This is a genomic window from Shimia thalassica (genome assembly GCF_001458215.1).
GTDB classification, from domain to species: domain Bacteria; phylum Pseudomonadota; class Alphaproteobacteria; order Rhodobacterales; family Rhodobacteraceae; genus Shimia; species Shimia thalassica.
On sequence record NZ_CYTW01000002.1, the window covers coordinates 70,520 to 95,298 of the forward strand.

The following is a 24,779-nucleotide window of genomic DNA, read 5'->3' on the forward strand; positions in this document are numbered from 1 at the left end:
GTCATTTGCACCAGGCCGCCGCACGTCGCGCCCGCAGCCAAAAGCGGGCTTTAAGTGATGACGGGGGGATCGTTTGACCGAACATTCGTGTCGTCCTTCATTGAAGGGGGCGGTGGGACTCGTCTGCTGTCAAAGCCTCGCCACACTGCGCCGCAAGTGTAGCATTGTGCGGGCGGACATTTTGCGACAATGCTGGTGTATGAAGCGAAAACTGGTAAATTGTCTCGAATTCGGCCACGTGGTTTCCATCCTTGACGGCATTGCTTCGCGCGCGACCGTAAACAGGGGGCTTGAGGCCGCCGGTCTGGACCGGTCACTGTTGAAGGGGCGGACAGCGTTTATCCCCTATGCCGCCGAGGCCGTGCTGGTCGAAACCGTGGCGCGTGCCATAGGGGATCGTCATCTGGGTGCGCGCGTCGGTATGAAGTTCCAGTACTCGGCCTATAGTGTCTATGCATCTTATGTGCTGAGCGCACCGGATCTGGCCTCAGCTCTCGAGCGCGGAAGGCGGGCGCTGTATCTGATACATCCCGGTTCGGAAATCCTGTTCAGACAAACCGAAACACATCTTGTTGTCGGGCGGGACACCAAGGGGCTGTCTGTTATCGGGCACCGGCATCTGGACGAAGGCGCCCTGTTTGTCATCGCACAGGTCGGGCATCATTTCCTTGGACAGGACTGGGTGCCGGATTGGTATGAAATTCCGGCCTCGCCCCCCGACAGTGTTCGGGAACTGGAGGAATTGGCGGGAACCAAAATTCACGCCAATGCGCATGTGCCCGGTGTGGCGATACGGCTGAGCGATCTTGCGACGGTGAATCCCGCGCCTTTGCAAAGTGACGTGGCGTTGACACTCGAGTCTTTGGCGGCCCTCATGAATGTCGCACCAAAGCAGACAATGAAAGAGGCCGTGGTCGAGATTTTGCAGTCCTTGATGGACAGCGGGACGCCTGATGAAAACAGCGTGGCCAAGCTTCTTGCGATTGGCCCAAGGTCCCTGCAGCGTGCATTGCGGGCGGAAGGGGTCTCTTTTCGCGAGATCAGAACGCAAGTGACAATAGGCTATGCCCGCACGATGCTGGCCAAGACAGATGTTTCCCTCAAAGATGTTGCCAAAAAGGCTGGATACTCTGACGAAAGAAGTTTCCGGCGTGCCTTCAAGGCCGCGACGGGGCAATCGCCGTCCTTGTTTCGTGCCTCGTTAAAGACCGGCGCAGCAGAGTTGTCGCAAACGGATCAATAAGGGAGATGTCGCTGGCGATAGACCGATGCGAAGGTCGGTCAGTGTGACGCCGTTTTGCAGCGCGACCCCAAGAATTGAAAGCGGATCACAGAATTTAAGGAGCCGGGCGCAGGATATCTTTCAAATCGATGGGAGGTTGAACAACCTCGCGCAGGTCGAGCGCTGTCAAAATATCAAGAAGGTGGCTTTTCATCAGCTCTTCTGCGTCGGCGCCATCACCGCGGCGCAGGGCGTCCACCAATGCATGGTGCGCGTGTTTTTCACACAGAGCACTTTGGCGTTTCCAATAAAGCGCAATGATCAGCGAAGAGCGCGCAACAAGCCTTTCGATGAAACCCGCAATTGTTGTCTGGTCAGCGATTCTCGAAATTTCGATATGAAAATGACCGGACAGGCGCAGGGCCTTTCCTGCTTCGCCCGCCTCGATCGCGGCGTGTTCTGCCGCAATGTGGGCTTCCAGCCTGGCGGCGGCTTCCTCTGTCATCCGCTCGGCCGCCGAGCGGGCCGTTCTGGGTTCGAGCAGGGCGCGGGCTTCGAAAACCTCACGGGCTTCGCGCACAGTTGGCTGGGAGACAAAAGCACCGCGATTGCGCTTTAACTCAACCAGTTCTGCATGGGATAACTCTTGCAGGGCGGTGCGCACAACGGTGCGCGATACCTTGAAAATATCCCCCAGTTCATCTTCCCCCAGCTTCGTGCCGGGCAGCAATTTGTTTTCGTGAATTGCCATGCTGAGCGACGCCACAAGCCGCGCACTTGGTCCGGTGAGCGTCGGTTGGATGAAGTCGGTCAGGGTGTTCTTTGTAGGCATTATTCTCTCCTGAACTCCGGAATGCCTTTTTTGCGAATTCAATTCAAGAAGTCAAAGAGTGGTATTCATTTGGGTCTAAGATTGTATACAATACTGTGCGCAAAATTGTCGCGTAAGCAAGAAATGTCGCACAAAATATAGCCAAATCAATGCCAGACGACCTTTCGCCACGCAAAACCCTTCGCAGTTCAAGCCGAGATGGCTCTTGCTGAGGTCAACTTTGGTAGGGGCGTTACATGACCACCGACACAGACCTTGAACTTGTATCTTTGACAAAAAGCTATGGCGCGACGGTCGCCGTGGATGCGATTTCGCATCAATTCAAATCGGGGGGATATGCCTGCCTGCTTGGGCCGTCCGGATGTGGCAAATCCTCGACATTGCGGATGATTGCCGGACACGAGGATGTATCGGACGGGGCCATTCTTTTGGCTGGACGCGACGTGTCCTATCTCCCGCCGGCCAAGCGCGGCACGGCGATGATGTTCCAGAACTATGCGCTGTTTCCCCATTTGACGGTGCGCGACAACGTGGCCTTTAGCTTGCGCATGGCTGGCGTCGACAAGCCCGAGCGGAACAGGCGCGCGGGCGAAATGCTCGAATTGGTCGAAATGACCACCTTTGCCGATCGCAAACCTGACCAGTTGTCGGGCGGCCAGCAACAGCGCGTGGCACTTGCCCGTGCGCTGATCACGCGGCCACAGGTCTTGCTGCTGGACGAACCACTTTCGGCGCTTGATCCCTTCTTGCGTATTCGCATGCGCGCAGAGTTGAAACGCCTTCAGCGCGAGCTGGGCATCAGCTTTATTCACGTCACTCACGGACAGGACGAAGCGCTGGCTTTGGCCGACGAGATCATCGTCATGAACAACGCCAAGATCGAACAGGCGGGCCCGGCCCGCGATGTTTTCAACGCCCCGCGCACGGCTTTTGTCGCCCGTTTCATGGGCGGGCACAACGTGTTGAACCTCCCTCAAGGTCACATCGCGCTGCGCTCGGACGAGATGGTCGTGACCGCGCCCGAGGCGGGGTGCATCGACGGGCGGGTCATTGGTGTCGAATACCAAGGCACCCACGTCGCCCTGACCGCCGAAGTCGCCGGTGGCCAAGAGGTGACAGCGTTAATGCCTGATGCCGATTTTATCAAAGCCCCCAAGGATTTGGGCGAGGTGATCGGTTTGCACTGGGAAGACCGGGTTGCGCACCCGCTGACCGCCTAAAGCTCATACGAAAAATGCTCAATCGAAAGGACCAAGAATGACGACAATTTCCAAAATCCGATACAGTCGCCGGAATGTGCTGAAAACAGGGGGGGCCGCTCTTGCTGCTGCTGCTGCATTCCCTGCGCCCATGGTCTGGGGACAGGAAAGCAAGAACATCACCCTGCGCCAGTTTGGTACAGGCGTGTCGAACCTCAACGAGGTCGCGACCAAGGTGAAAGAAGACCTTGGCATCACGCTCGAGATGACCGCGCTTGATACCGACAGCGTTACCCAGCGTGCGGCGACGCAGCCGGACAGCTTTGACATTGCTGACATCGAGTATTTTGTTGCCAAAAAGGTCTGGCCTACGGGCAACCTGCAGGCGATGGATGCCAGCAAGATCAAGAACTATGACAAGATCGTCGGCATCTTCCGCAACGGGAAACTGACGCCAGAAAGCTCGATTGCGCAAGGCACCGCGCCACACACCGTTGGGTTTGTCGAGGGGCCTGCCGGAACGTCGTTTGTCGACAATGAATCCGGTTGGATGACCCTGATCCCCACGATCTATAACGCGGACACTCTGGGCATTCGTCCTGATCTCATCGGGCGCCCGATCGAAAGCTGGACCGAGCTGTTGAACCCAGAGTTCAAAGGCAAGGCTTCGATCCTCGATATCTCGTCGATTGGCATCATGGATATGGCGATGGTGTGCGAAGCCATGGGCGAAATCCAGTACGGCGACAAAGGCAACATGACCAAGGACGAGATCGACAAGACCTTTGCGATCTTCACCGAAGCCAAGAAAAACGGCCAGTTCCGCGCTTTCTGGAAGACCTTTGATGAAAGCGTCAACCTGATGGCCTCTGGTGAGGTCGTGATCCAGTCGATGTGGTCTCCAGCCATCACTGCCGTACGTTCGCGCGGCATTGATTGTGTCTATCAACCCTTGAAAGAAGGCTATCGCAGCTGGGGTGGCGGCATTGGTTTGTCGGCTTCGCTTTCGGGCATGGAGCTGGACGCGGCCTATGAATACATCAACTGGTATCTGTCGGGCTGGGTTGGCGGCTTCCTGATGCGTCAGGGCTATTATTCTGCTGTTCCGGAAACCTCGAAAGACTTCATGTCTGAAAACGAATGGGGCTACTGGTTCGAAGGCAAGGAAAGCACTGGCGACATCACGTCTCCGTTCGGGGACAAGTTGGCCGGGGCAGGCGAGGTCCGCGATGGCGGATCGTTCTATGACCGTATGGGCGCTGTGGCGTGCTGGAACTCTGTCATGCAAGAGAACCAGTACATGGTCCGCAAGTGGAACGAGTTTATCGCCGCTTGATTGATATCGCGCGGGGGCAGGTGGCCCCCGTGCATCCTCCCAAATTCTGGAAAACCAATGACCAAACAATTCACGGCATGGATACAAGCCGCGCCTATGGCGCTTGTGTTGTTGGCGTTCCTTGTGGCGCCGATTGTCATGATCGCAATTGTAAGCTTCTGGGGGGCGACGGAGTATTCCATTTACCCCGCATTCCAGTTCGACAATTACGAGTTCCTGTTTCGCTCTCCCGTCACCTACACCGTATTTTTCAACACCTTCAAATATGCGGCAATCACTTGGGCGTTTACCCTCGTGATTGGATTTACCGTCGCCTATTTTCTGGCTTTCGAGGTGCGATCCCTGAAATGGCAAATCGCCCTGTTCCTGCTTTGCACGATCCCGTTCTGGACATCGAACATCATTCGCATGATTTCATGGATTCCGTTTCTGGGACGCAACGGGCTGGCCAATTCCACGCTGATTTCATGGGGCGTCATTGATGAGCCCGTGGAATGGCTGTTGTTCTCGGACTTCAGCGTGATCCTTGCCTTTGTGCATCTTTATACGTTGTTCATGGTGGTGCCGATCTTCAATTCCATGATGCGGATTGACCGCTCGTTGATCGAAGCCGCCCGCGACGGCGGGGCGAGCGCATGGCAGACATTGCGCCATGTCATTATCCCGCTGTGCAAACCGGGGATCATGATCGGCACGATTTTTGTCACCACGCTGGTGATGGGCGATTTCATAACCGTGCGGTTCATGTCCGGATCACAGCGTGCCAATGTCGGCCGGTTGATCTCGAATGACATTAGCCTGCTTCAATATCCCTCGGCGTCGGCCACGGCTGTGGTGCTTCTGGTCGCGGTGCTGATCGTGATCGCGCTGCTGCTGCGTCTCGTCGATATACGCAAGGAACTGTGACCAATGGAAAAACGCAGCCGCAGCTTCTATTTTCTGTCTGCCTTCTTTGCCCTGTTTGTCCTGTTTCTTTACGGGCCGATCCTGACCATCGGCATCCTGAGCTTTCAGGGGCCGCTAGGGGGGCTGACCTTTCCGATGAACGGGGTGTCGTTTCACTGGTTCCGCGATCTGTTTCAAGAACAGGCGGTCGGGGATATCTGGGGCAGTTTCCGCAGATCTTTCGCGCTTGGGCTGATGGTGATGATCACAACGGTCGTGGTTTCGGTTCTGGGTGGTCTGGCCTTTCGCAAACGTTTTAAAGGATCGACAGTTCTGTTTTATCTGGCGATTGCATCGCTGGTCATTCCATCAATCCTGGTTTCGCTGGGTGTTGGGCTGATCTTCAACCAATTGGGTTTGCCGGTGCATTGGGCCAGTTCAGGGTTTGGGAGCCAGTTGACTTGGACGTTGCCCTTTGGTCTGCTGATCATGTTCGCGGTCTTCAACCGCTTTGACAAAAGTTATGAAGAGGCCGCGCGGGATCAGGGCGCCACGGCCTGGCAGACCTTTGCATATGTCGTGCTTCCGATCATTGCGCCTTCATTGCTTGGGGTGGCCTTGTTCGGGTTCACGCTAAGCTATGATGAATTTGCGCGCACCCTGCTTACCGCGGGCAGCTATAACACGCTGCCGCTCGAGATTTTCGGGATGACCACCAATGTGACAACCCCTGTGATCTTTGCGCTTGGGACGCTGACAACGATCTTTTCGTTCTGCATCATCTCGGTCTTTTTCCTGATGGTCTGGCTCATGTCACGGCGCAAGGACAAAGGGTCTGATGCGGGCAAGGGTATGGTCTGAGGCATGGCTGTTATCCTGATTAACCCCAACAGCACCGAAGCCATGACGGACAGTGCGCTTCGGGCTGCGCGACTGGCGGCTCCGGCCCTTCAATTCGAAGGGTGGACGTCTCATAAGGGGCCAGCGTCGATTGAGGGGGCCGCAGACGGGGCGCTTGCGGTGGCGCCGTTGCTGGACTTGGTCCAAAAGGCGTCTGACCAAGGCGCGCAGGTTATCATTATCGCCTGTTTTGACGATACAGGACTTGCCGCTGCACAAGGGCTGGCCACCTGTCCGGTGATTGGTATTGGGCAAGCGAGCTTTACCTTGGCGCGTCTTTATTCAGGGGCCACGTCAGTGGTCACAACGGTACAGGCCGCAGTGCCTGTAATCGAAGCCAACATAAAGGCTCAAGGGTTTGCGGATGTGATCACCCATGTGAGCGCCGCGCATGTGCCTGTTCTGGCCCTTGAGACCAACCCCGAGCATGCTGCGCAGGAATTTAACGCAGCGATTGAAAGGCTTCCGAAAGGAACGCGCAATCTTATCCTTGGGTGTGCAGGGGCAGTGTCGATCAAATCGCGGGTGCAACAAAAGACCGATTGCCGCGTCATTGATGGTGTGAGCGCGGCCGCGCAGCTGTGCAAGGCCCTTGTCGGGTGAGCCAGGCGGCCGGGTTTGGGTGGGGAAGGGGCGTTGCCCCTCTTGGCCTGTCGGCCAATTCACCCCAGGATATATTAGGCCAGAAGAAAATTTTCAGGCAGCGTCAAGGGCATCAATGATGGCTTGAAAGTCGTTGGCTTTCAGGCTGGCCCCGCCAACAAGGGCACCATCGACGTTTGAGACCGCAAAGATGTCCGGGGCGTTGCCGGGTTTGACCGACCCACCATACAAGAGGCGGATTGCGTTGCCTTCGGCCTCACCAAAGCGTTCGACAAGCTGTGCGCGCAAGGCGTCATGCACTTCGCCGATTTGCTCAAGGCTTGGGACAAGGCCTGTTCCGATTGCCCAAATGGGTTCATAGGCAACAACGGTGTTGGCGCCGGTTGCGCCGTCCGGTGTGGAGCCTTCGAGTTGGGAGGCAACAACAGCAAGTGTGTCGCCGTTTTCGCGTTGTTGCAGGCTTTCCCCCAGACAGATGACGGCGGTCAGGTCAGATTGCCATGCGGCCAGGGTTTTGTTTCGAATGTCGGCGTCAGTTTCGCCGTGATCCTGACGGCGTTCCGAATGGCCCACAATCACCGCGGTCGCCCCTGCATCAGACAGCATGGACGCCGAGATATCGCCGGTATGGGCGCCGCTTGCGTTGATGTGGCAATCCTGTCCGCCAATCTGGATGTCACCCGCGATTTGTGCCGCACCGGAAACAAGTGTCGCAGGAGGGCAGATCATGCGGTCTGTCTGGTTTGGGGACGGGGCTTGTGCCAATGCTTTCAACTCTGACAATGCGTCGGTCAGTCCGTTCATCTTCCAATTTCCTGCAGCCAGTTTGCGACGCATGATTTACCCCTTGTTCAAAATTGCTTGGCCCGTTCTGTGAGGTTTCGGCGCATTGGTCAAGGGCGCCTTGCGTCGCGACGCAAAGCAGGCCAGAAAGGCGCGCCATTGAAGGAGGGTTATTTCATGGTGCCGAGGCTGGATGCTCAAAAAATCGACGCGCGTGATCCTGTGACCATGGAGCGGCTGCGGCAGGGTGTTGAGGACGCCGGGTTTCTGACGGTTGAAAACACCGAGTTGTCAGAAGCCGACGTCCGCGCGGTGATTGAATCGTACCGTCGTTTTTTCCGTCAGCCCGAAGATCGTAAACGCGCGGTGGACATGGCACGCACCGGTTCAAACCGGGGGTGGGGCGCACCCGGTACGGAGCAGGTCGATCCAGAGGCAAACCCTGACTATAAACAGGTTTTTGACTGTGGGTTCGAACTTGCGGCAGATGACCCGCTGAGATCCGAGAATCTGTCGGTATATGCCGAAAACCAATGGCCGGCGGATATGCCCGCGTTCCGCACGACGATTCAAGGGTATTATTCCAAAGCGTCGCGCGTTTCCTTGAAGCTGTTGCGCGGCATTGCTGCGGCTATCGGGCAGCCGGAAGATTACTTTGATGCGGCGTTTTCGCGCCCGATGGCCTTGTTGCGGGGGAATTTTTATCCCGAGCGGCCTTCATGGGCGACAGACAGGGATTTCGGGATTGGCGCGCATACCGATTATGGCTGTTTGACACTCTTGGCCACGGACGGCGTGCCGGGTCTTGAGGCGCAGTCGCGCGGGGGCGCCTGGGTGCCGGTTGAGGCAGAGCCGGGGGTGTTTATCATCAACTTTGGCGAAATGCTGGAAATGTGGACGGCAGGGGCAGTGCGCGCGACACCCCACCGCGTGAAGGGAACCGTGCAAGAGCGTATTTCGGTGCCGATGTTTTTTAATCCCAACCACGACACCAACGTTGCCCCGATCGGATCCGGACGTGTTATTCGGGCAGGGGACCACTTGAAAAAGCGGTTCGAAGAAACCTATGTGCATTTGAAGGCGGGGTAGGCCCCGCCATCACCGTCAGACAAGTTTCGGGGGGGCGTCTGGCGCTTGTTCCGCCGCAAGTTCCTCGACGTCTTTGAATTTGATCGACTCACCACAGCCGCAGGCGTCCGCGACGTTCGGGTTGTTAAACTTGAAGCCGCTTTCCAGAAGCGAGACCTCATAGTCGATTTCGGTGCCAAACAGGAACATCTGGGCCATGGGCGCAATCAGGATACGCGCGCCGTCCTGCTCCACGACTTCGTCATGGGCTTCGGCGGTGGTGACATAGTCCATCGTGTATTCCATGCCTGCACAGCCGCCTTTCTTCACGCCGATGCGCAAACCGGCATGACCTTTGTTGGTCATCAGCTTGGCAATCTGCGTGGCCGCAGCGGGCGTCATGGTGACGGCTTGTTTTCCTGGAATACCGAACATTTTTCTGTCTCCTGATCCCTCAAGTGGACCATAAAGATTGTATCACATAAAGCCCAATTCAAGGCGCGCTTCGTCGGACATCATTTCCATGCCCCATGGTGGCGACCAGACAAGAGCCACTTCGACGTTGCGAATACCGCCAACACCGGCGACCGCTTCCTGGACCCAGCCGGGCATTTCACCGGCGACCGGACAGCCCGGCGCGGTCAGTGTCATGGTGATCATGACGTCGTTTTCGTCGCTGATTTCGATCGTATAGATCAGCCCGAGATCATAGATATTCACCGGAATTTCCGGATCGAACACGCTGCGACAGGCCTCGACGATGGGCTCGTGCAATGCATGTTCGGTGCTCGACGGGGCGATCAGCGGTTCACCTTCGACGGGTTCAGGGGTGTATGTCATGATCTGGTCCTGCGTGATTGTCGAGAGATTATATAAGGATTGGCGGTGCCAAGGTCCAGAGGCACAACGGATGTTAACTGTATCAGATGCGTGCGTGCGTCCTTTTGCGGGTGTCAGTCGTTGATGTCACTGTCAAAGGTTTTGGGGCCGCTACCGGGCAGGGCGAAGACGCGCCGCAACAGCAACCATGCAACCAGAGACAGCGCAGAAAACAACAGAGCCAGCACCGCAGGCGACATCATAGAGGTAAGGCCAATCAGGGTCATGAGGCCGACAGCTGCCGCACCAATTGCGAATCCCAGGAAGACGAATCCCGGAACCAGCACCTCGAGCGTGGCCAAGGCCAGCGCCGCGGCGATCCATATCCACCAGATATCGAGAACTTCACTCAACATTAAGAGCCACCTTTCAAAAGCTTGAAGGCATCCCCAAACGCTTCGAGCGCAGAGGCGGGAAGCACGATGGTTTGCTTGCCATCGCCGTTACCAAGCGCGTTCAGAGCTTCGACCTGTTTCAGCGCAACCTGATATTGCGCCGCTTCGATGCCGTTTTCCTTGATCGCTTTGGCAACAACTTCTGTCGCATAAGCTTCGGCCTCGGCTTCGATGCGGCGTGCCTTTGCGATTTGTTCGGCGGCATAAAGCTCGGCATCGGCGTTCAGCTCAACCGCGCGCTTTTGACCTTCGGCTTCGGTGACCTGCGCGCGACGGGCGCGTTCCGCGTTCAGCTGTTGCAGCATGGCCTGACGGGTTGCGTCGTCCAGATTGACGTCAAGAATTTCCGAACGCGTGACCTCGATGCCCCAATCATCAACGGCATCTTCCACGGCCATTTTTATCGCAGCAGTCAGTTGGGCGCGGTTTGACTGGACTTCATCCAGTTCCATCTTGCCGATTTCGGCGCGCACGATCCCGGCAACGGTTGTGGCAATGGCCGCATCAACGTCGCGAATCCGGTAGACGGTCTTTTCCGGCTCGGTGATCCGGTAGAAAACCGAGGTATCGACCTGCACCAACACGTTGTCAGCCGTGATTGCGTCCTGGCTCATGGTGGGCAACTGGCGTTCGAGAATCGAGATTTTGTGTTTCACGACATCCAGAAACGGCACTACAAAATTGATACCCGGTCCAAGCACCGAATGCAGGCGCCCGAAGCGTTCGACAACATGCTTTTCCGATTGCGGGACAATTCGCACGCCCTTTAGAATGACGACGATCAGGAAGACCGCAGCAAGAATGAAAACGATATTGCTGCTCAATATGTTCAGAAGCTGTTCTTCCATATGATAAATCTCTCTCTTGTATGCTTTTGTATACAGATGGGGGCGACTCACTTGTTTTACAAGATGCCCCAAGTGTGGTTGGAGAAGAGAAAACCCGAGAAAGGTGATACATGACAAGCCGGTTTTCGTTCGAATTGCAGGCCAAAGATGGCAAAGCCAGAAAAGGCGTGATCAAGACCCCGCGGGGAGAAGTGCGCACACCGGCGTTCATGCCCGTCGGAACCGCGGCGACGGTCAAGGCGATGATGCCGGAATCCGTGCGCGCCACGGGTGCCGATATCCTGTTGGGCAACACCTATCACCTGATGCTGCGCCCCACCGCTGAACGGATCGAACGTCTGGGTGGTTTGCACAAGTTCATGAACTGGGATCGTCCCATCCTGACCGACTCGGGCGGGTTTCAGGTGATGTCGCTGGCCGGTCTGCGCAAGTTGACCGAAGACGGCGTGACCTTCAAATCCCACATCGATGGTTCGAAACATATGCTGTCGCCGGAACGCTCGATGGAAATTCAGCGGCTTTTGGGGTCTGACATTGTCATGTGTTTCGACGAATGCCCCGCATTGCCCGCAGATCGCGAGCGGATTGCGGAATCCATGCGGTTGTCGATGCGGTGGGCGGAACGCTCGCGCGAGGCGTTCGGGGATCGTCCGGGGCATGCTTTGTTTGGCATTATGCAGGGCGGGCTTGAGCAGGATCTGCGCGAAGAAAGCGCCGAAGCGCTCAAGGCGATTGGTTTTGAGGGGTATGCCGTGGGTGGTCTGGCCGTCGGTGAGGGGCAGGAGGCCATGTTTGGCTGTCTTGAATATGCACCTGATATGTTGCCCGAGGACAAACCAAGGTACCTGATGGGAGTTGGCAAGCCTGACGATATTGTCGGGGCCGTGAAACGCGGGATCGATATGATGGATTGCGTGTTGCCGTCCCGCTCGGGGCGCACGGGGCAGGTCTTTACGCGCCACGGTGTGGTGAACATCAAAAATGCGCGCCACGCAGATGATCCACGTCCGCTGGACGAAAACTGCTCCTGTCCGGCCTGTTCGAATTACAGCCGCGCCTATCTTCACCACGTGTTCCGTGCCAACGAGATGATCTCGGGGATGCTGCTGACGTGGCACAACCTGCATTATTTTCAAGACATTATGCAGGGCATGCGTGATGCGATTGAGACCGGCACATTCGACGCATGGGAAAAGGATTTCCATGCAGGTCGTGCGCAGGGCGATATCGAACCGTTGTAAGTTTGATCGGAGGTCTTTGTTGCATCGGTGGCATGTGGTGCCTAGGCTGGAAGTGCTTCAACAAGGGACCTTCCTATGAACAAGCTTATTCCGGTTTTCGCGATTGCCTTTTCGGCGCTGTCTGGTGGCGTATCTGCCCAGGAAATAAATGGGTGTGGCCTGTCCGAGGCCGACTTTACACCCGCGCTCAAGAAACAGATGGAAGGTCAATGGACCATCCACCTTGGGCCGGGTGAGCGCACCGCAAAAGTCGGGACAACGGTCACGTCGCTGCCATTGCCTGACGGAAACAGCGAAATTGTTCCGATCCTTTTGGACGAAGACCGCCTGATCGCGCATTTTAGCCTTCTGGGGGATCAAGAGCTTGCCCCGTTGGGTGAAGACATCAAACTTGAAGGGGTGCGCGGAGAGCTGGCGCGCCGTCCTGATGTGGCCGCCAACGCGCGTGTAATGCTGGATCACGCCGGGTTGGGGCAGGTGCCTGCCTGTAATCCGGGCGATATGTTGCGGATCGGGTTCCGCCGGAGCCTGAAATCGGTGAGCACGGGCAAGGAAAACGAGTTCACATACGAAATCTATCTTTTGAACGAAAACCTCATGGGTGGCATGGTGAAGGTGGATGAAGGCGGCGGAGTTTATGCCCAGCGTCTGATATCGCTCAAGAAAGAGTGATTTCAGCGGCTTGCCTGCCAAACCTCAAGGCAGGCCCATGGAATGCGTGCATTTTTTCGCCAATCCGGACCAAAAGGCGCTTGTCCATGGTGGCGGTGGCGGGCATTGTGGCCGACACAATAAAGGTCTGGACGGTTGAAACAGGCGGGGCCACGCCCCAGATTTAACTTCCAGGAAACGGAAATGGCCGATGGGTTGCCTGTGTGAGGGACCCGAGCTGTTTTGCCAAGAACAAGGACCGAGTATGCAAGAGCCTCTCAACACCTCCTATCCTGTCCTGCCGCTGCGCGACATCGTGGTTTTCCCACATATGATCGTGCCGCTGTTCGTGGGCCGTGAAAAATCGGTACGCGCGCTTGAAGAAGTGATGCAGGATGACAAACAAATTCTGTTGTCGAGCCAGATTGATCCGGCCGAGGACGACCCCTATGCCGACGGCATTTATCGCGCGGGCGTGCTGGCCAATGTGCTGCAGCTTCTGAAACTGCCCGACGGAACCGTAAAGGTTCTGGTCGAAGGCGTGGCTCGCGTTGAAATCACCGACTTTATCGAAAACGACGCGTTTTTCGAAGCAACGGCCGAGTATCTTACCGAAATCCCCGGAGATGCTGCGACGATCGAAGCTTTGCTGCGCACCGTCACCGACGAATTCGAGCGTTACGCCAAGGTTAAAAAGAACATCCCCGAAGAAGCGCTGTCTGCGGTGTCCGAAGCTGTCGAGCCGGCCAAACTGGCCGATCTGGTTGCAGGGCATCTGGGCATTGAAGTGGACCAGAAGCAAGAGCTGCTGGAAACGCTGTCTGTCAGCGAGCGTCTGGAAAAAGTCTATGGCCTGATGCAGGGCGAGATGTCGGTTCTTCAGGTCGAGAAAAAGATCAAGACCCGCGTGAAATCCCAGATGGAGAAGACCCAGCGCGAATACTATCTGAATGAGCAAATGAAGGCCATTCAGAAGGAACTTGGTGATGGCGAAGACGGCTCGAATGAAGTGGCCGAACTCGAAGCCAAGATCGCGGATACCAAGCTTTCGAAAGAAGCCAAGGAAAAGGCAGATGCCGAGCTGAAAAAGCTCAAGAACATGTCGCCTATGTCTGCGGAAGCCACGGTTGTGCGCAACTATCTGGATTGGATGCTGGCCATCCCGTGGGGTAAAAAATCCCGCGTGAAGAAAGACCTGAACAAAGCGCAGGAAGTTCTCGATATCGACCACTATGGTCTCGAGAAGGTCAAAGAGCGTATTGTCGAGTATCTTGCTGTGCAGCAACGCTCGCAAAAACTCAAAGGTCCGATCATGTGCCTCGTTGGCCCTCCGGGTGTGGGTAAGACCTCGCTGGGTAAATCGGTTGCGAAAGCCACCGGGCGCGAGTTCATCCGCATTTCGCTGGGCGGTGTGCGCGACGAATCCGAGATCCGCGGCCACCGTCGGACCTATATCGGGTCAATGCCGGGCAAGATCATCCAGGCGCTGAAGAAAGCCAAAACCACCAATCCGCTTATCCTGCTCGACGAGATCGACAAGATGGGTCAGGACTTCCGTGGTGATCCGGCTTCGGCCATGCTCGAGGTGCTTGATCCGGAACAGAACTCGACCTTTGTGGACCACTATCTCGAGGTGGAATACGATCTGTCGAACGTGATGTTCCTGACAACTGCCAACAGCTATAACATGCCGGGTCCACTTTTGGACCGGATGGAGATCATTCCTCTGGCGGGTTATACCGAAGACGAAAAGAGCGAGATTGCGAAGCAGCACCTGATCGCCAAGCAGATCAAGAACCACGGCCTGCGCAAGGGCGAGTTTGAGATCACCGATGAGGCGCTGAGCGAAGTCATCCAGCGCTATACCCGCGAAGCGGGCGTTCGGAACCTTGAGCGCGAGATCGCGAAACTGGCGCGGAAAGCCGTGACCAGCATCGTCAAGAAAGACGTCGAGAAAGTTGTCGTGACTGCGGATAACGTGGACGATTTCCTTGGTGTCAAAAAGTACCGTTACGGGCTTGCCGAGCAGAACGATCAGGTCGGTGTCGTAACGGGACTGGCATGGACAAGTGTCGGTGGTGATCTCTTGCATATCGAGGCCCTGCGGCTTCCTGGCAAAGGCCGGATGAAGACCACCGGTAAGCTTGGCGATGTGATGAAGGAATCGATTGATGCGGCTTCAAGCTATGTCCGTTCGATCAGCCCGCAGATTGGGGTGAAACCGCCCCAGTTTGAAAAGTTCGATATTCACGTGCACGTGCCTGATGGCGCGACACCAAAGGATGGACCGTCTGCTGGTCTGGCCATGGTGACATCGATTGTGTCGGTTCTGACCGGTATTCCGGTGCGCAAGGATATCGCAATGACGGGTGAAGTTTCGTTGCGCGGTAATGCGATGCCGATTGGCGGACTGAAGGAAAAACTTCTGGCTGCTTTGCGCGGTGGGATCAAAACGGTTCTGATTCCCGAAGAGAACGAAAAGGATCTGGCAGAGATCCCTGACAACGTGAAAGAGGGATTGAAGATCATTCCGGTTTCGCATGTGTCCGAAGTTCTCAAGCTTGCCTTGGTCAGCGAACCAGAGGCCATCGAGTGGGACGAGGCCGCCGAGGCCGCTGCCGCATTGGCCAGAGAAACGGCTGCGGGCGCAACAGCGCATTAAGCCGGACGATCAGGTTCCAAGAATTGAAAAGGGGCGCCTCAGGGTGCCCCTTTTGCGCTTTCCCGCCTTAAAACGCAGCGTTTCACATAAATTTCGTAGGTTTTTCAGGGGGGCGTCCGGCGATGGCCCTAGTTAACAGAGTCGCGACCTGCTACTCTGTTTCCAAACCGTGAACAATGGGAAGCAATACAAATGGCAAAGACCACCACCCAAAGTCGAGCAAAGGCGTCACCTAGCAAAGCAGCAGCTGTCGCATCCAAAAAAGCCCCACCCGTGGTCGTAACCGAGACGGCACCGGTGCTCAGCGCACCGGAACTCAAGAAGGTCGAGTTGATCGATGCGGTTGTGGAACGGTCCGGTGTGAAGAAAAAATTCGCAAAACCCGCGATTGAGGCGGCACTTGCGATCCTTGGAGAGTCTTTGGCGGAAGGGCGCGATTTGAACCTGCGCCCCTTGGGCAAAGTCAAAGTCCAACGCACCAAGGAAGTCGCCAATGCCGTCGTGATGACGACCCGTATTCGCCGTCCGAACATGGAAGCCGCACCTGTCGACGCCGAAGAGGGCGGGATCGCCGACGCCGCCGAATAATCGACGCAGATCTTTTTGAAAACCTTTCGCGGGCGCTCTTTGATAAAAGGGGTGCCCGTCTTCTTTTGTAAGAGGGCGGGCAGGGGAGGTTCCCGTGAAATTGCCCTGTTGGGTATCTTGTGCCGCGTATCCCTTGCCAGCAAGGAATTTCCGGTGCGCAAAGGGCGCGCGGATTTTCGCAAAATCTCTTCGGTGAAAATAATTCCATAAATCGTGAAATTGTCTATTGAACCTCTCTGCAAGCAGGGCTAGAAGGCGCGCACCGGGTCGTTAGCTCAGTTGGTAGAGCGCTTCGTTTACACCGAAGATGTCGGGAGTTCGAGCCTCTCACGACCCACCATTTTCCCTATGAAAATCAATGCTCTACCATGACGCCTCGGGCCAGAGATGACGCGTGTCTTGCGGTGTGGTTCAGTCTCTATCGAACATCTATTTGGTTTTGTGGTGTCTGCCAGCGCAAACAATGCGTATGTGTTTTGCAAGCGAACATGGTGCCTGCAACACTCGTCCAAAGGTGCCCGTTCAGGTCAAAATACCTTTGGAAAATGACGGACTACAGAAACACCCAAAAAAACTGTCACCGTCTCGTTTTATGCGCTTGACGCGCCACACGTGGCGGCATAAACCACGCCACACGCTTCGGGGCTCTGCCCCAGAGCAGATGGTAAGCGGTTGTAGCTCAGTTGGTTAGAGTGCCGGCCTGTCACGCCGGAGGTCGCGGGTTCGAGCCCCGTCAACCGCGCCACTGCCATCATCCAAGTGGTTTGACCACTGAAAGAAAAGCCGCCTTTCCAGGCGGCTTTTTCTTTTTGGGCCATTCGATCTGATTTTCGAAAACTTCCGGAATTCCTGAGTTTACTTGGAAACTTTGATTGCTAATCTATCTGCGAATTTTTGAGATTAGTTTGTCGAGGATTTTTATTTATGTCCCTTTCCATTGAAACGCCCGTGATGGCGGAACCCGTAATCAATGCACATGTGCCGACGTCAAATGAGGCCAGTAGCGTTATTCAGAACTCTTATTTTGATATCAAAACATTTCTGTATCTGGACACGATTGGTGTGCAGGAGATCAACGGAGAAACTTATGTAAGCGGCAACTGGCCCGTTCAGTTTGTCTATCGGTTCTGGGATGACGGAGACCATCCGGATCACGCGGATTTTGCCTTGAATCCCGACTACTCAATCACCACTCGGTTTTCCGTCTACCTGACCTCTTCAGACGGGCTGATTGACGGGCGGGAATACATTGATCTCTATGCCAACTCTCCGATCGAGATCCGGTATCATGCAAGCTTTTCCGATACCGAAGCGGTTTATCCGACGGTGATCGATCAGGACACGCGAGAGCGGTCTCAGGTTCTTGAGCCGGGACGCTATACGCTTACGCTTCAGGTTTTGGCAGATGACGTCGACAGTCAGGACCTTGTTGACAGTTTGGACTTTGTCCTCTCTGGGCAGGACTACGAGGTCACCAATTTCGAACTGAGCGATCATGTCTGGCTGCGGGGGGAATCAATCACCCTGAACGCCACAGTCAGCAATATCGGCGCAATGGATATGGATCGTTCGGGCAGCGAGCTGCAGTTCTTCCTGTCGGAAGACATGGTTTGGGATGATCAGGATCTTTTGATCGGGGCACAGGCCACAGCTTATCTGGCTGCCGAGCCTCCCGGCTTTCGCCAGGTGACCACCTATGATCAGCAGGTCAGCTATCTTGTGGACGCTGGGATCGATGTCGGAACCTATCATGTGCTTGCCGTTGCGGATGCCAACAACTGGGCCTTTGACACGGATCGCAGCAACAACGTGGCTGTTTCGGGTCCTGTCGAGATTGCTGAACGTGCCTCGGTTATCGACGGGGACGGGGATAACAACCTGTTGCTCGGAACGGGTGGTGCGGATCAGGTTAACGGGCTTGGCGGGCACGATACCTTGCGCGGCGATGTGGGGGACGACACGCTGGATGGCGGCGCGGGCCGCGACACGCTCAGCGGAGGGGAGGGGAATGATTCCCTTATCGGAGGCGACACATATGATGATCTGTTCGACGTGATCTATGGCGGTGCCGGCAATGACACGATTGACGGCGGTGCTGGCAACGACTCGCTTCACGGTGGCGACGGTAACGATGAAATCCGAGGCGGGTTCGGGTCTGATACGCTTATCGGGAATGCAGGGGAGGATTCCCTGAACGGTGGCGCCATGTCCGATATTCTGTTCGGAGGGGACGGGGACGATTTCCTGAACGGCGGATACGGGTTTGACCGTTTGAACGGAGGGAGCGGAGCAGACCGGTTCTTTCACAGTGGCGCCGCGGGCCACGCCAGCGACTGGGTTCAGGACTATTCCGATGCGGATGGTGACCATCTGGTCTTTGGCGGGGCGTCGGGATTCTATTACCAGTTCCAGATCAACCTCACCAACGTGGCTGGGGCAGGGGATGACACGGTTGAAGAGGCCTTCGTGATCTATCGACCTACCGGGCAAATCCTGTGGGCGCTCGTGGATGGTGCGTCACAGGATATCACGCTTGATGGCACCCACGGCACCTATCTTGCCGAGGCGGGCGAGACGATCTTTACGCTGGTTTGAACTTTTTGAACGGCCAAAGTGATTTGGGTATGATTTACGGTTGACGCTGTCTTCTGTGACTTGTATCCGAACGCTCACCGCGCGGTTGTAGCTCAGTTGGTTAGAGTACCGGCCTGTCACGCCGGGGGTCGCGGGTTCGAGCCCCGTCAACCGCGCCACTTATTTCCCCTGATGCTGGGGGCCTTCGGGCAAAAGGATCACGTCAGACGGCACATCGCCCGACGACACACAGAAAGAAAATGCGCGGTTGTAGCTCAGCTGGTTAGAGTGCCGGCCTGTCACGCCGGAGGTCGCGGGTTCGAGCCCCGTCAACCGCGCCACTTTTCTCTTCTTCCTGCACATTTGGGGATCACCACATGAGAGCGCTAGATTCGGTGTCTTGGACAATTGTGATTGTTCTGGCTTTAACGCTTGGGTTGGCACCATTCACACCAGAGCCGCATATCTGGGAAAAGCTCAAAATGTTGGCCGCTGGTGAGCTGGTGCGAGCGGTCGATTGGTTCGACCTGCTGCTGCATGGCGTGCCGTGGGTGGTATTGGGCCTCAAAGCGGTCCGCACGCTGCGCCCTGATGCCTGAACAGGAAACGCCCGCGACCGGTAAGACCGCAGGCGTAGGTTTTGTCTTCGAACTTTACTTGGTCAGCTCGTCCAGAATGCGCGCCCAGCTGCGCATGCCCTTGTGAAAGCTTTTCACGTCGTATTTCTCGTTTGGAGAGTGGATGGCGTCATCGTCATTCGCGAAACCCACCAGCATCGAATCCATTCCCAAAACCGTGTTGAAGTAACCAACCACAGGGATCGAGCCCCCCATACCGGCAAACACCGCTTCGCGGTTCCACTCTGCCGACAGGGCGGTGCGTGCGGCCTCGAATTCGGGGCGTGAGATATTCATCACCGAGGCAGGAGAGCCATCCAGATCGTTGTCCCAGACCACTTTGGCATCGGGGCTGAGGCGGTCTTCGACATGTTTGCGAATCTTGTCGCGCAGGGCATCCGGGTCCATGTCACCAACAAGGCGGCAAGTGATCTTGCAGTGGGCCTCGGAGGGAATCACGGTTTTGGATCCGGCACCATTATAGCCGCCCCACAAGCCGTTGACCTCGAGGGTTGGACGCGCCCATTGCTGTTCCAGCGTGGAATAGCCCACTTCTCCATGCGGCTGCGTATAGCCAACCGAGCCGAGATAGTCGGCTTCATCAAAGCCACAGCCCTGCCATTGTGCCAACTGTTCTGCGGGAACGTCGTGCACGCCTTCATAAAAACCGTCGACGGCGACCTTACCGGTTTCGTCGTCATAGAATGACGCTACGATCTTGGACAGTTCGCGCAGCGGGTTCAGGCCGGGGCCACCATAGTGACCGGAATGCAGGTCAATGCGCGGGCCAACGATGGTGAATTCGTCTTTGACCATGCCCCGCAATTGCGACGAAATCGAGGGAACGCCGCGTGATACCATCGAGGTATCACAGACAAGGGCGAGGTCTGCTTTCAGCTCATCCTTATTGGCCTCGAGGAAGGGAACCAGCGATGGCGACCCTGATTCTTCTTCCCCCTCAAAAAAGAAAGTGATGCGGCAGGGCAGGGACCCGTGCACGTCTTTCCACGCGCGGCAGGCCTCTACAAAAGTCATAAGTTGCCCTTTGTCATCGGACGAACCACGCCCACGGATGACCGGACCATGCTCTGTTTCTTCGATGGCCGGGTCAAAGGGTTCGCGGGTCCACAGGTTGAGAGGATCAACCGGCTGAACGTCATAGTGCCCGTAAAAAAGAACGTGAGGTACTGTGTCACCAAGATCCTGCCCCACATGCCCGACGACCATGGGATGGCCCGGGGTTGTGCGTTTTTCCGCTGTGATTCCGATGGTTTGCAGGTCATTCACCAGCCAATCCGCCGCACGGTCCACATCGGCCTTAAATGCGGGGTCCGTGGAAATGGAGGGAATCCTCAGAAAATCGCAAAGGCGCTCGATCGAGGTGTCGAGTTCGGAATCAATACGATTCAGTACGGTGTCGAGTGACATATCCGGGGTCCTGTTTGCTAAGTTATTTATCGCGGACCCTAACACCGTCATTCGCACTGTCCAGTTTCCGATCGGAACCCTTGATTCAGGTCAAAGTGCAAAAAGCGGCAAAATGTAACCTATTTTCTGGAAACGACGCATATTACACCTTTCCTGATGTTTGTATTATTCATATGCAGGCTATGATACGTGTGTGCGTCAGCAACCCGTCAAGGAGGGAAGCCAGTGGACTATAGTGCGAAGCTCGATGAAGCGATTCAGCGCCTGCATGATGAGGGCCGTTACCGGACCTTTATCGACATCGAGCGGGAACAGGGGAATTTCCCTCACGCCGTTTGGAATCGCCCCGACGGCACGCAGCAGCCCATCACCGTGTGGTGTGGCAATGACTATCTCGGCATGGGGCAGCACCCTGTCGTGCTTGCGGCGATGCACGAGGCTCTTGACGCCACGGGCGCCGGTTCTGGCGGTACGCGCAATATTTCGGGCACCACTGTGTATCACAAGCGTCTCGAAGCGGAGCTTGCCGACCTTCATGGCAAAGAGGCCGCCTTGTTGTTCACAAGTGCCTACATCGCTAATGATGCGACCCTGTCCACCTTGCCCAAGCTGTTTCCCGGTCTGATCATCTATTCGGATGAACTGAACCATGCGTCGATGATCGAAGGCGTGCGCCGCAATGGTGGCGCAAAACGCGTGTTCCGGCACAATGACGTGGCGCACCTGCGCGAACTGATTGCAGCCGACGATCCGGCCGCCCCCAAATTGATCGCATTCGAATCGGTTTATTCGATGGATGGCGATTTTGGGCCAATCGAAGAAATTTGCGATGTTGCCGACGAATTCGGCGCCTTGACCTATATCGACGAAGTGCACGCTGTTGGCATGTACGGGCCACGCGGTGGCGGGGTCACCGAGCGGGATAATCTGGCGCATCGAATCGACATCATCAACGGAACACTGGCCAAGGCATATGGCGTCATGGGTGGCTATATCGCCGCTTCGCCCAAGATGTGTGATGCGATCCGGTCTTATGCGCCCGGATTTATCTTTACGACGTCTCTGCCGCCTGCTGTTGCTGCGGGGGCTGCGGCCTCTGTGCGTCACCTGAAAACGGATCAGGAACGCCGCAACAAGCATCAGGATCAGGCGAAGGTTCTGAAACTGCGTCTCAAGGGGATGGGCTTGCCGATCATCGACCACGGTTCACATATCGTGCCGGTGATCGTGGGTGACCCGGTTCATACCAAGGCGCTGTCGGATATGCTGCTGGATGAGTTCGGAATCTATGTGCAGCCGATCAACTTCCCGACTGTTCCACGCGGCACCGAGCGTTTGCGCTTCACGCCTTCACCGGTTCACGGTCCACGCGAAATGGACAAACTTGTGAGCGCAATGGATCAGCTTTGGTCGCATTGTGCGCTGAATCGTGCCGAAATGGCCGGATAAGCAACTGCTGCGGTGCAATTTCTGTTGCACTGTGGTAGATTCGCCTCAACAAACGACGCGAACTCGAATCGGGGATTGAAGAGTTCGGCAATGGCAGTGGGGCAGCAATACGATGATCAGGCGCAAAAACCAGCGCGAAGATACCGCAGAGGTTGACGAAGGCCCAAAAGGCTTTGATGACTACGATTTGCGCTTGGGTGACCAGATGCGCGGTGAGCGGGCCACTCTTGGAAAATCTTTGCTGGATGTACAACGCGAACTTCGTATTCGCGCGGCCTATATCGCTGCCATCGAAAATTCCGATCCATCTGTTTTTGAAACCCCCGGCTTTATCGCCGGATATGTGCGGTCTTACGCGCGCTATCTTGGCATGAATCCGGATCAGGCCTTTGAAGTGTTCTGTCAGGAAAGCGGCTTTGCGACGGCGCATGGGATGTCTGCCGAAGCATCAACCATCCAGAAATCCAGCAGCATGTTTGCCCAACCCGCCACCGAAAGCGATGCTGGCGGAATGATGGCGATGCCGTTTACACCCGCACGTGAATCGATCCTGTCGCGGATCGAGCCGCAGGCGTTGGGTTCCTCTGTGGTTCTGGTCGCCTTGATTGCGGCTTTGGGATATGGCGGCTGGGCGGTGTTGAACGAAATCCAGCGCGTCAAACTGGCCCCTGTAGAACAGACACCTGTTGTTTTGTATGATCTGGATCCCGTGAACGCGGCGCAAACAACCGAAGTCGAAACGACCGCCGCCCAAGATGTGGCGAGTGTTTTCACACCTCCCAGCGATACGCTTGACCGGCTGTATCGCCCGCAGGCGCTGGATGTGCCTGTGATGGTGGCGCGCGATGCGCCAATCTCGACACTGGATCCGGCCTCGGTCGGGGTGTTTACACCTGATCTGCCTGTCATGGTGTCACACGAGGCGCCGCAAGAGCAGCGCAGCATTCCGCAAGTTGTTGAACCTGCGGCACCGGACGTTGTTCTGATGGCTGTGCGTCCGGCTTGGGTGCGTGTAAGCGCAGCGGACAAATCTGTCCTGTTTGAGAAAATCCTGAATGCCGGGGAAGAATACGTTGTGCCCCAAACCGAGCTGGCCCCATTGCTGCGGGCTGGTATGGGCGGATCGGTCTATGTCAAAGTGAACGGTGTGTTGCACGGTCCTTTGGGCGAGGGCACTGGCACGCTGCGCAACGTCGAGCTTTCTGTTGCGTCGCTGGAAGAACAGTATGAACCCGCTGACATGACCGCAGACCCGGCTTTGCAAGAAGTCATTTCGCTGGCCGAAGCCAGAACAAGCGCTGGTCCGGCCGAGGAATAATCACCTTGGCACGGTCTCGTGCATTGCCCCTTTGATCTGAACGACCTAAATAGGCTTTGTCCGCGATGCGGGAAAAGGAGCCTTTCATGTCGATGAATCACATCCGTCCTTGGCGCAACATCGAACGGCGGAAATCCCGCCAGATTCGCGTTGGCAATATCATGGTGGGCGGAGATGCCCCGATTGCTGTTCAGACCATGACCAACACCGACACGTCGGATGTGAAAGCCACCGTTGGGCAGGTTTTGCAAGCTGCTGAAGCGGGCGCAGATATCGTGCGCGTATCGACACCGGATGCGTCATCCACGGCAGCCCTCAAGGAAATTGTCCGCGAGAGCCCTGTGCCGATCGTGGCGGATATCCATTTCCACTATAAACGGGCGATTGAAGCTGCCGAAGCGGGCGCTGCTTGTCTGCGCATCAATCCCGGGAATATCGGTGACGAAAAACGCGTCAAAGAAGTGATCCAGGCCGCAAAAGACCACGGATGTTCGATCCGTATCGGTGTGAATGCCGGATCGCTGGAAAAGCACCTTCTTGATAAATACGGAGAGCCCTGTCCCGACGCGATGGTCGAAAGCGGTCTCGAACATATCCGTATTCTCGAGGACAACGATTTTCACGAGTACAAAATCAGCGTCAAGGCGTCCGACGTGTTTATGACCGCTGCGGCCTACCAACAGTTGGCAGAGGCCACCGATGCCCCCATCCACCTTGGCGTGACCGAGGCGGGTGGTTTTGTCAGCGGGACGATCAAATCCGCAATCGGGCTGGGTCAGCTTTTGTGGATGGGCATCGGGGATACATTGCGCGTCAGCCTGAGCGCAGATCCCGTTGAAGAAGTCAAAGTCGGGTTTGAAATCCTGAAATCCCTTGGGCTGCGGCATCGTGGTGTAAACATCATTTCGTGTCCGTCCTGTGCGCGACAGGGATTTGACGTGATCAAAACCGTCGAAGCGCTGGAAAACCGGCTGGCCCATATCCACACGCCGATGAGCCTGTCGATTATCGGCTGTGTCGTGAATGGCCCCGGAGAAGCCCTGATGACGGATGTCGGCTTTACAGGCGGCGGGGCAGGGTCTGGCATGGTGTATCTTGCAGGCAAGCAGAGCCATAAGCTCAGCAACGAGCAGATGGTCGAAGAGATCGTGTCGCAAGTTGAAAAGAAAGCTGCCGAGATCGAAGCATCTCTGGCACAGGAAGACTAGTCCGTTTCAAGGGCTCTCCCGCCCCCTGAAAGCCCATCGCCAAAGGGCGATGACCCTTTAAGGGGTTGGGCCGCGCCGCGCCCATAGGCGCGG

The 24,779-nt window shown here is 56.3% G+C and carries 23 protein-coding genes and 4 tRNA genes; 20 read left to right on the plus strand and 7 right to left on the minus strand.

Features of this window, described 5'->3' with window-relative positions; all coding sequences use genetic code 11:
• The first annotated feature begins 199 nt into the window (after positions 1 to 199).
• Positions 200 to 1,243: a helix-turn-helix domain-containing protein gene (locus tag PH7735_RS10210; protein WP_058311288.1), complete on the plus strand. Its 1,044-nt coding sequence runs from the start codon at positions 200 to 202 to the stop codon at positions 1,241 to 1,243.
• Between the two features lie 94 nt (positions 1,244 to 1,337).
• Here the strand turns inward: PH7735_RS10210 and PH7735_RS10215 are convergent, their stop codons facing one another.
• Positions 1,338 to 2,054 carry a GntR family transcriptional regulator gene (locus PH7735_RS10215; protein ID WP_058311289.1) on the minus strand — a complete coding sequence of 239 codons (717 nt, stop codon included), beginning with the start codon at positions 2,052 to 2,054 and terminating at the stop codon, positions 1,338 to 1,340.
• A 236-nt stretch (positions 2,055 to 2,290) separates the two neighbouring features.
• On the opposite strand from PH7735_RS10215, the gene PH7735_RS10220 reads away from it, so the two are divergent.
• The 5 genes from PH7735_RS10220 to PH7735_RS10240 are packed head-to-tail and all read left to right on the plus strand — an operon-like array spanning position 2,291 to position 6,977.
• Positions 2,291 to 3,274, plus strand: a complete 984-nt coding sequence (locus tag PH7735_RS10220) for an ABC transporter ATP-binding protein (protein WP_058311290.1) — start codon at positions 2,291 to 2,293, stop codon at positions 3,272 to 3,274.
• A gap of 46 nt (positions 3,275 to 3,320) precedes the next feature.
• Positions 3,321 to 4,589, plus strand: a complete 1,269-nt coding sequence (locus PH7735_RS10225; RefSeq protein WP_145865330.1) for an ABC transporter substrate-binding protein — start codon at positions 3,321 to 3,323, stop codon at positions 4,587 to 4,589.
• Between the two features lie 57 nt (positions 4,590 to 4,646).
• Positions 4,647 to 5,495, plus strand: a complete 849-nt coding sequence (locus PH7735_RS10230) for an ABC transporter permease (protein ID WP_058311292.1) — start codon at positions 4,647 to 4,649, stop codon at positions 5,493 to 5,495.
• A 3-nt stretch (positions 5,496 to 5,498) separates the two neighbouring features.
• Positions 5,499 to 6,335, plus strand: a complete 837-nt coding sequence (locus tag PH7735_RS10235) for an ABC transporter permease (RefSeq protein ID WP_058311293.1) — start codon at positions 5,499 to 5,501, stop codon at positions 6,333 to 6,335.
• 3 nt (positions 6,336 to 6,338) lie between these two features.
• Positions 6,339 to 6,977, plus strand: a complete 639-nt coding sequence (locus PH7735_RS10240; RefSeq protein ID WP_058311294.1) for an aspartate/glutamate racemase family protein — start codon at positions 6,339 to 6,341, stop codon at positions 6,975 to 6,977.
• A gap of 93 nt (positions 6,978 to 7,070) precedes the next feature.
• On the opposite strand, the gene tpiA is transcribed toward PH7735_RS10240, so the two are convergent.
• Complete coding sequence (tpiA, locus tag PH7735_RS10245) at positions 7,071 to 7,814, minus strand: triose-phosphate isomerase (RefSeq protein ID WP_058311295.1); 744 nt, start codon at positions 7,812 to 7,814, stop codon at positions 7,071 to 7,073.
• A gap of 123 nt (positions 7,815 to 7,937) precedes the next feature.
• Here tpiA and PH7735_RS10250 point away from each other — a divergent pair, with 123 nt between their 5' ends.
• Positions 7,938 to 8,849: an isopenicillin N synthase family dioxygenase gene (locus PH7735_RS10250; protein WP_058311825.1), complete on the plus strand. Its 912-nt coding sequence runs from the start codon at positions 7,938 to 7,940 to the stop codon at positions 8,847 to 8,849.
• Between the two features lie 15 nt (positions 8,850 to 8,864).
• On the opposite strand, the gene PH7735_RS10255 is transcribed toward PH7735_RS10250, so the two are convergent.
• The 4 genes from PH7735_RS10255 to PH7735_RS10270 all read right to left on the minus strand — a co-directional run bounded on the left by PH7735_RS10255 (position 8,865) and on the right by PH7735_RS10270 (position 10,950).
• Positions 8,865 to 9,263 (minus strand): HesB/IscA family protein, encoded by a 399-nt coding sequence (locus PH7735_RS10255; RefSeq protein WP_058311296.1) that lies wholly within the window; start codon positions 9,261 to 9,263, stop codon positions 8,865 to 8,867.
• 42 nt (positions 9,264 to 9,305) lie between these two features.
• A complete protein-coding gene (locus tag PH7735_RS10260) occupies positions 9,306 to 9,668 on the minus strand; it encodes an SUF system Fe-S cluster assembly protein (RefSeq protein WP_058311297.1) in 363 nt (120 codons plus the stop codon).
• Between the two features lie 113 nt (positions 9,669 to 9,781).
• On the minus strand, positions 9,782 to 10,063 hold the full coding sequence (locus PH7735_RS10265) for a hypothetical protein (RefSeq protein ID WP_058311298.1): 282 nt from the start codon (positions 10,061 to 10,063) through the stop codon (positions 9,782 to 9,784).
• Complete coding sequence (locus tag PH7735_RS10270) at positions 10,063 to 10,950, minus strand: SPFH domain-containing protein (protein ID WP_058311299.1); 888 nt, start codon at positions 10,948 to 10,950, stop codon at positions 10,063 to 10,065. Before PH7735_RS10270 ends, PH7735_RS10265 begins: the two co-directional genes overlap by 1 nt.
• Before the next feature lie 110 nt (positions 10,951 to 11,060).
• Between PH7735_RS10270 and tgt the strand changes: the two genes are divergently transcribed.
• The 10 genes from tgt (at position 11,061) to PH7735_RS10320 (ending at position 19,265) form a co-directional block, all read left to right on the plus strand.
• Positions 11,061 to 12,191: a tRNA guanosine(34) transglycosylase Tgt gene (gene tgt, locus PH7735_RS10275; protein WP_058311300.1), complete on the plus strand. Its 1,131-nt coding sequence runs from the start codon at positions 11,061 to 11,063 to the stop codon at positions 12,189 to 12,191.
• Between the two features lie 75 nt (positions 12,192 to 12,266).
• The gene (locus PH7735_RS10280; RefSeq protein WP_058311301.1) at positions 12,267 to 12,863 is read left to right on the plus strand and encodes a hypothetical protein; all 597 of its coding nucleotides are present in this window, start codon (positions 12,267 to 12,269) and stop codon (positions 12,861 to 12,863) included.
• A gap of 244 nt (positions 12,864 to 13,107) precedes the next feature.
• Complete coding sequence (gene lon / locus PH7735_RS10285; protein WP_058311302.1) at positions 13,108 to 15,504, plus strand: endopeptidase La; 2,397 nt, start codon at positions 13,108 to 13,110, stop codon at positions 15,502 to 15,504.
• 192 nt (positions 15,505 to 15,696) lie between these two features.
• Positions 15,697 to 16,092, plus strand: a complete 396-nt coding sequence (locus PH7735_RS10290; RefSeq protein WP_082645212.1) for an HU family DNA-binding protein — start codon at positions 15,697 to 15,699, stop codon at positions 16,090 to 16,092.
• A gap of 264 nt (positions 16,093 to 16,356) precedes the next feature.
• Positions 16,357 to 16,432 (plus strand) — tRNA-Val (locus PH7735_RS10295).
• A gap of 328 nt (positions 16,433 to 16,760) precedes the next feature.
• Positions 16,761 to 16,837: transfer RNA gene (locus tag PH7735_RS10300), tRNA-Asp, on the plus strand.
• A gap of 179 nt (positions 16,838 to 17,016) precedes the next feature.
• Positions 17,017 to 18,687 carry a calcium-binding protein gene (locus PH7735_RS21020; RefSeq protein WP_058311303.1) on the plus strand — a complete coding sequence of 557 codons (1,671 nt, stop codon included), beginning with the start codon at positions 17,017 to 17,019 and terminating at the stop codon, positions 18,685 to 18,687.
• An 81-nt stretch (positions 18,688 to 18,768) separates the two neighbouring features.
• Positions 18,769 to 18,845 (plus strand) — tRNA-Asp (locus PH7735_RS10310).
• Between the two features lie 85 nt (positions 18,846 to 18,930).
• Positions 18,931 to 19,007, plus strand: a tRNA-Asp gene (locus PH7735_RS10315).
• 36 nt (positions 19,008 to 19,043) lie between these two features.
• A complete protein-coding gene (locus PH7735_RS10320; RefSeq protein WP_058311304.1) occupies positions 19,044 to 19,265 on the plus strand; it encodes a hypothetical protein in 222 nt (73 codons plus the stop codon).
• A gap of 54 nt (positions 19,266 to 19,319) precedes the next feature.
• Here the strand turns inward: PH7735_RS10320 and PH7735_RS10325 are convergent, their stop codons facing one another.
• Entirely contained in the window at positions 19,320 to 20,711 is a 1,392-nt protein-coding gene (locus tag PH7735_RS10325; RefSeq protein WP_058311305.1) for a dipeptidase, read from the minus strand.
• 225 nt (positions 20,712 to 20,936) lie between these two features.
• Here PH7735_RS10325 and hemA point away from each other — a divergent pair, with 225 nt between their 5' ends.
• The 3 genes from hemA (at position 20,937) to ispG (ending at position 24,686) form a co-directional block, all read left to right on the plus strand.
• Complete coding sequence (gene hemA / locus PH7735_RS10330) at positions 20,937 to 22,160, plus strand: 5-aminolevulinate synthase (RefSeq protein ID WP_058311306.1); 1,224 nt, start codon at positions 20,937 to 20,939, stop codon at positions 22,158 to 22,160.
• 112 nt (positions 22,161 to 22,272) lie between these two features.
• Positions 22,273 to 23,478 (plus strand): helix-turn-helix domain-containing protein, encoded by a 1,206-nt coding sequence (locus tag PH7735_RS10335; RefSeq protein ID WP_058311307.1) that lies wholly within the window; start codon positions 22,273 to 22,275, stop codon positions 23,476 to 23,478.
• 86 nt (positions 23,479 to 23,564) lie between these two features.
• On the plus strand, positions 23,565 to 24,686 hold the full coding sequence (gene ispG / locus PH7735_RS10340) for a flavodoxin-dependent (E)-4-hydroxy-3-methylbut-2-enyl-diphosphate synthase (protein WP_058311308.1): 1,122 nt from the start codon (positions 23,565 to 23,567) through the stop codon (positions 24,684 to 24,686).
• Positions 24,687 to 24,779: the final 93 nt, after the last annotated feature.

Coding starts and splice junctions, on each gene's coding strand:
- PH7735_RS10210 (WP_058311288.1), top strand. CDS start 200: ATGAAGCGAAAACTGGTAAATTGTCTCGAATTCGGCCACGTGGTTTCC.
- PH7735_RS10215 (WP_058311289.1), bottom strand. CDS start 2,054: ATGCCTACAAAGAACACCCTGACCGACTTCATCCAACCGACGCTCACC.
- PH7735_RS10220 (WP_058311290.1), top strand. CDS start 2,291: ATGACCACCGACACAGACCTTGAACTTGTATCTTTGACAAAAAGCTAT.
- PH7735_RS10230 (WP_058311292.1), top strand. CDS start 4,647: ATGACCAAACAATTCACGGCATGGATACAAGCCGCGCCTATGGCGCTT.
- PH7735_RS10235 (WP_058311293.1), top strand. CDS start 5,499: ATGGAAAAACGCAGCCGCAGCTTCTATTTTCTGTCTGCCTTCTTTGCC.
- PH7735_RS10240 (WP_058311294.1), top strand. CDS start 6,339: ATGGCTGTTATCCTGATTAACCCCAACAGCACCGAAGCCATGACGGAC.
- tpiA (WP_058311295.1), bottom strand. CDS start 7,814: ATGCGTCGCAAACTGGCTGCAGGAAATTGGAAGATGAACGGACTGACC.
- PH7735_RS10250 (WP_058311825.1), top strand. CDS start 7,938: ATGGTGCCGAGGCTGGATGCTCAAAAAATCGACGCGCGTGATCCTGTG.
- PH7735_RS10255 (WP_058311296.1), bottom strand. CDS start 9,263: ATGTTCGGTATTCCAGGAAAACAAGCCGTCACCATGACGCCCGCTGCG.
- PH7735_RS10260 (WP_058311297.1), bottom strand. CDS start 9,668: ATGACATACACCCCTGAACCCGTCGAAGGTGAACCGCTGATCGCCCCG.
- PH7735_RS10265 (WP_058311298.1), bottom strand. CDS start 10,063: ATGTTGAGTGAAGTTCTCGATATCTGGTGGATATGGATCGCCGCGGCG.
- PH7735_RS10270 (WP_058311299.1), bottom strand. CDS start 10,950: ATGGAAGAACAGCTTCTGAACATATTGAGCAGCAATATCGTTTTCATT.
- tgt (WP_058311300.1), top strand. CDS start 11,061: ATGACAAGCCGGTTTTCGTTCGAATTGCAGGCCAAAGATGGCAAAGCC.
- PH7735_RS10280 (WP_058311301.1), top strand. CDS start 12,267: ATGAACAAGCTTATTCCGGTTTTCGCGATTGCCTTTTCGGCGCTGTCT.
- lon (WP_058311302.1), top strand. CDS start 13,108: ATGCAAGAGCCTCTCAACACCTCCTATCCTGTCCTGCCGCTGCGCGAC.
- PH7735_RS10290 (WP_082645212.1), top strand. CDS start 15,697: ATGGCAAAGACCACCACCCAAAGTCGAGCAAAGGCGTCACCTAGCAAA.
- PH7735_RS21020 (WP_058311303.1), top strand. CDS start 17,017: ATGTCCCTTTCCATTGAAACGCCCGTGATGGCGGAACCCGTAATCAAT.
- PH7735_RS10320 (WP_058311304.1), top strand. CDS start 19,044: ATGAGAGCGCTAGATTCGGTGTCTTGGACAATTGTGATTGTTCTGGCT.
- PH7735_RS10325 (WP_058311305.1), bottom strand. CDS start 20,711: ATGTCACTCGACACCGTACTGAATCGTATTGATTCCGAACTCGACACC.
- PH7735_RS10335 (WP_058311307.1), top strand. CDS start 22,273: ATGATCAGGCGCAAAAACCAGCGCGAAGATACCGCAGAGGTTGACGAA.
- ispG (WP_058311308.1), top strand. CDS start 23,565: ATGTCGATGAATCACATCCGTCCTTGGCGCAACATCGAACGGCGGAAA.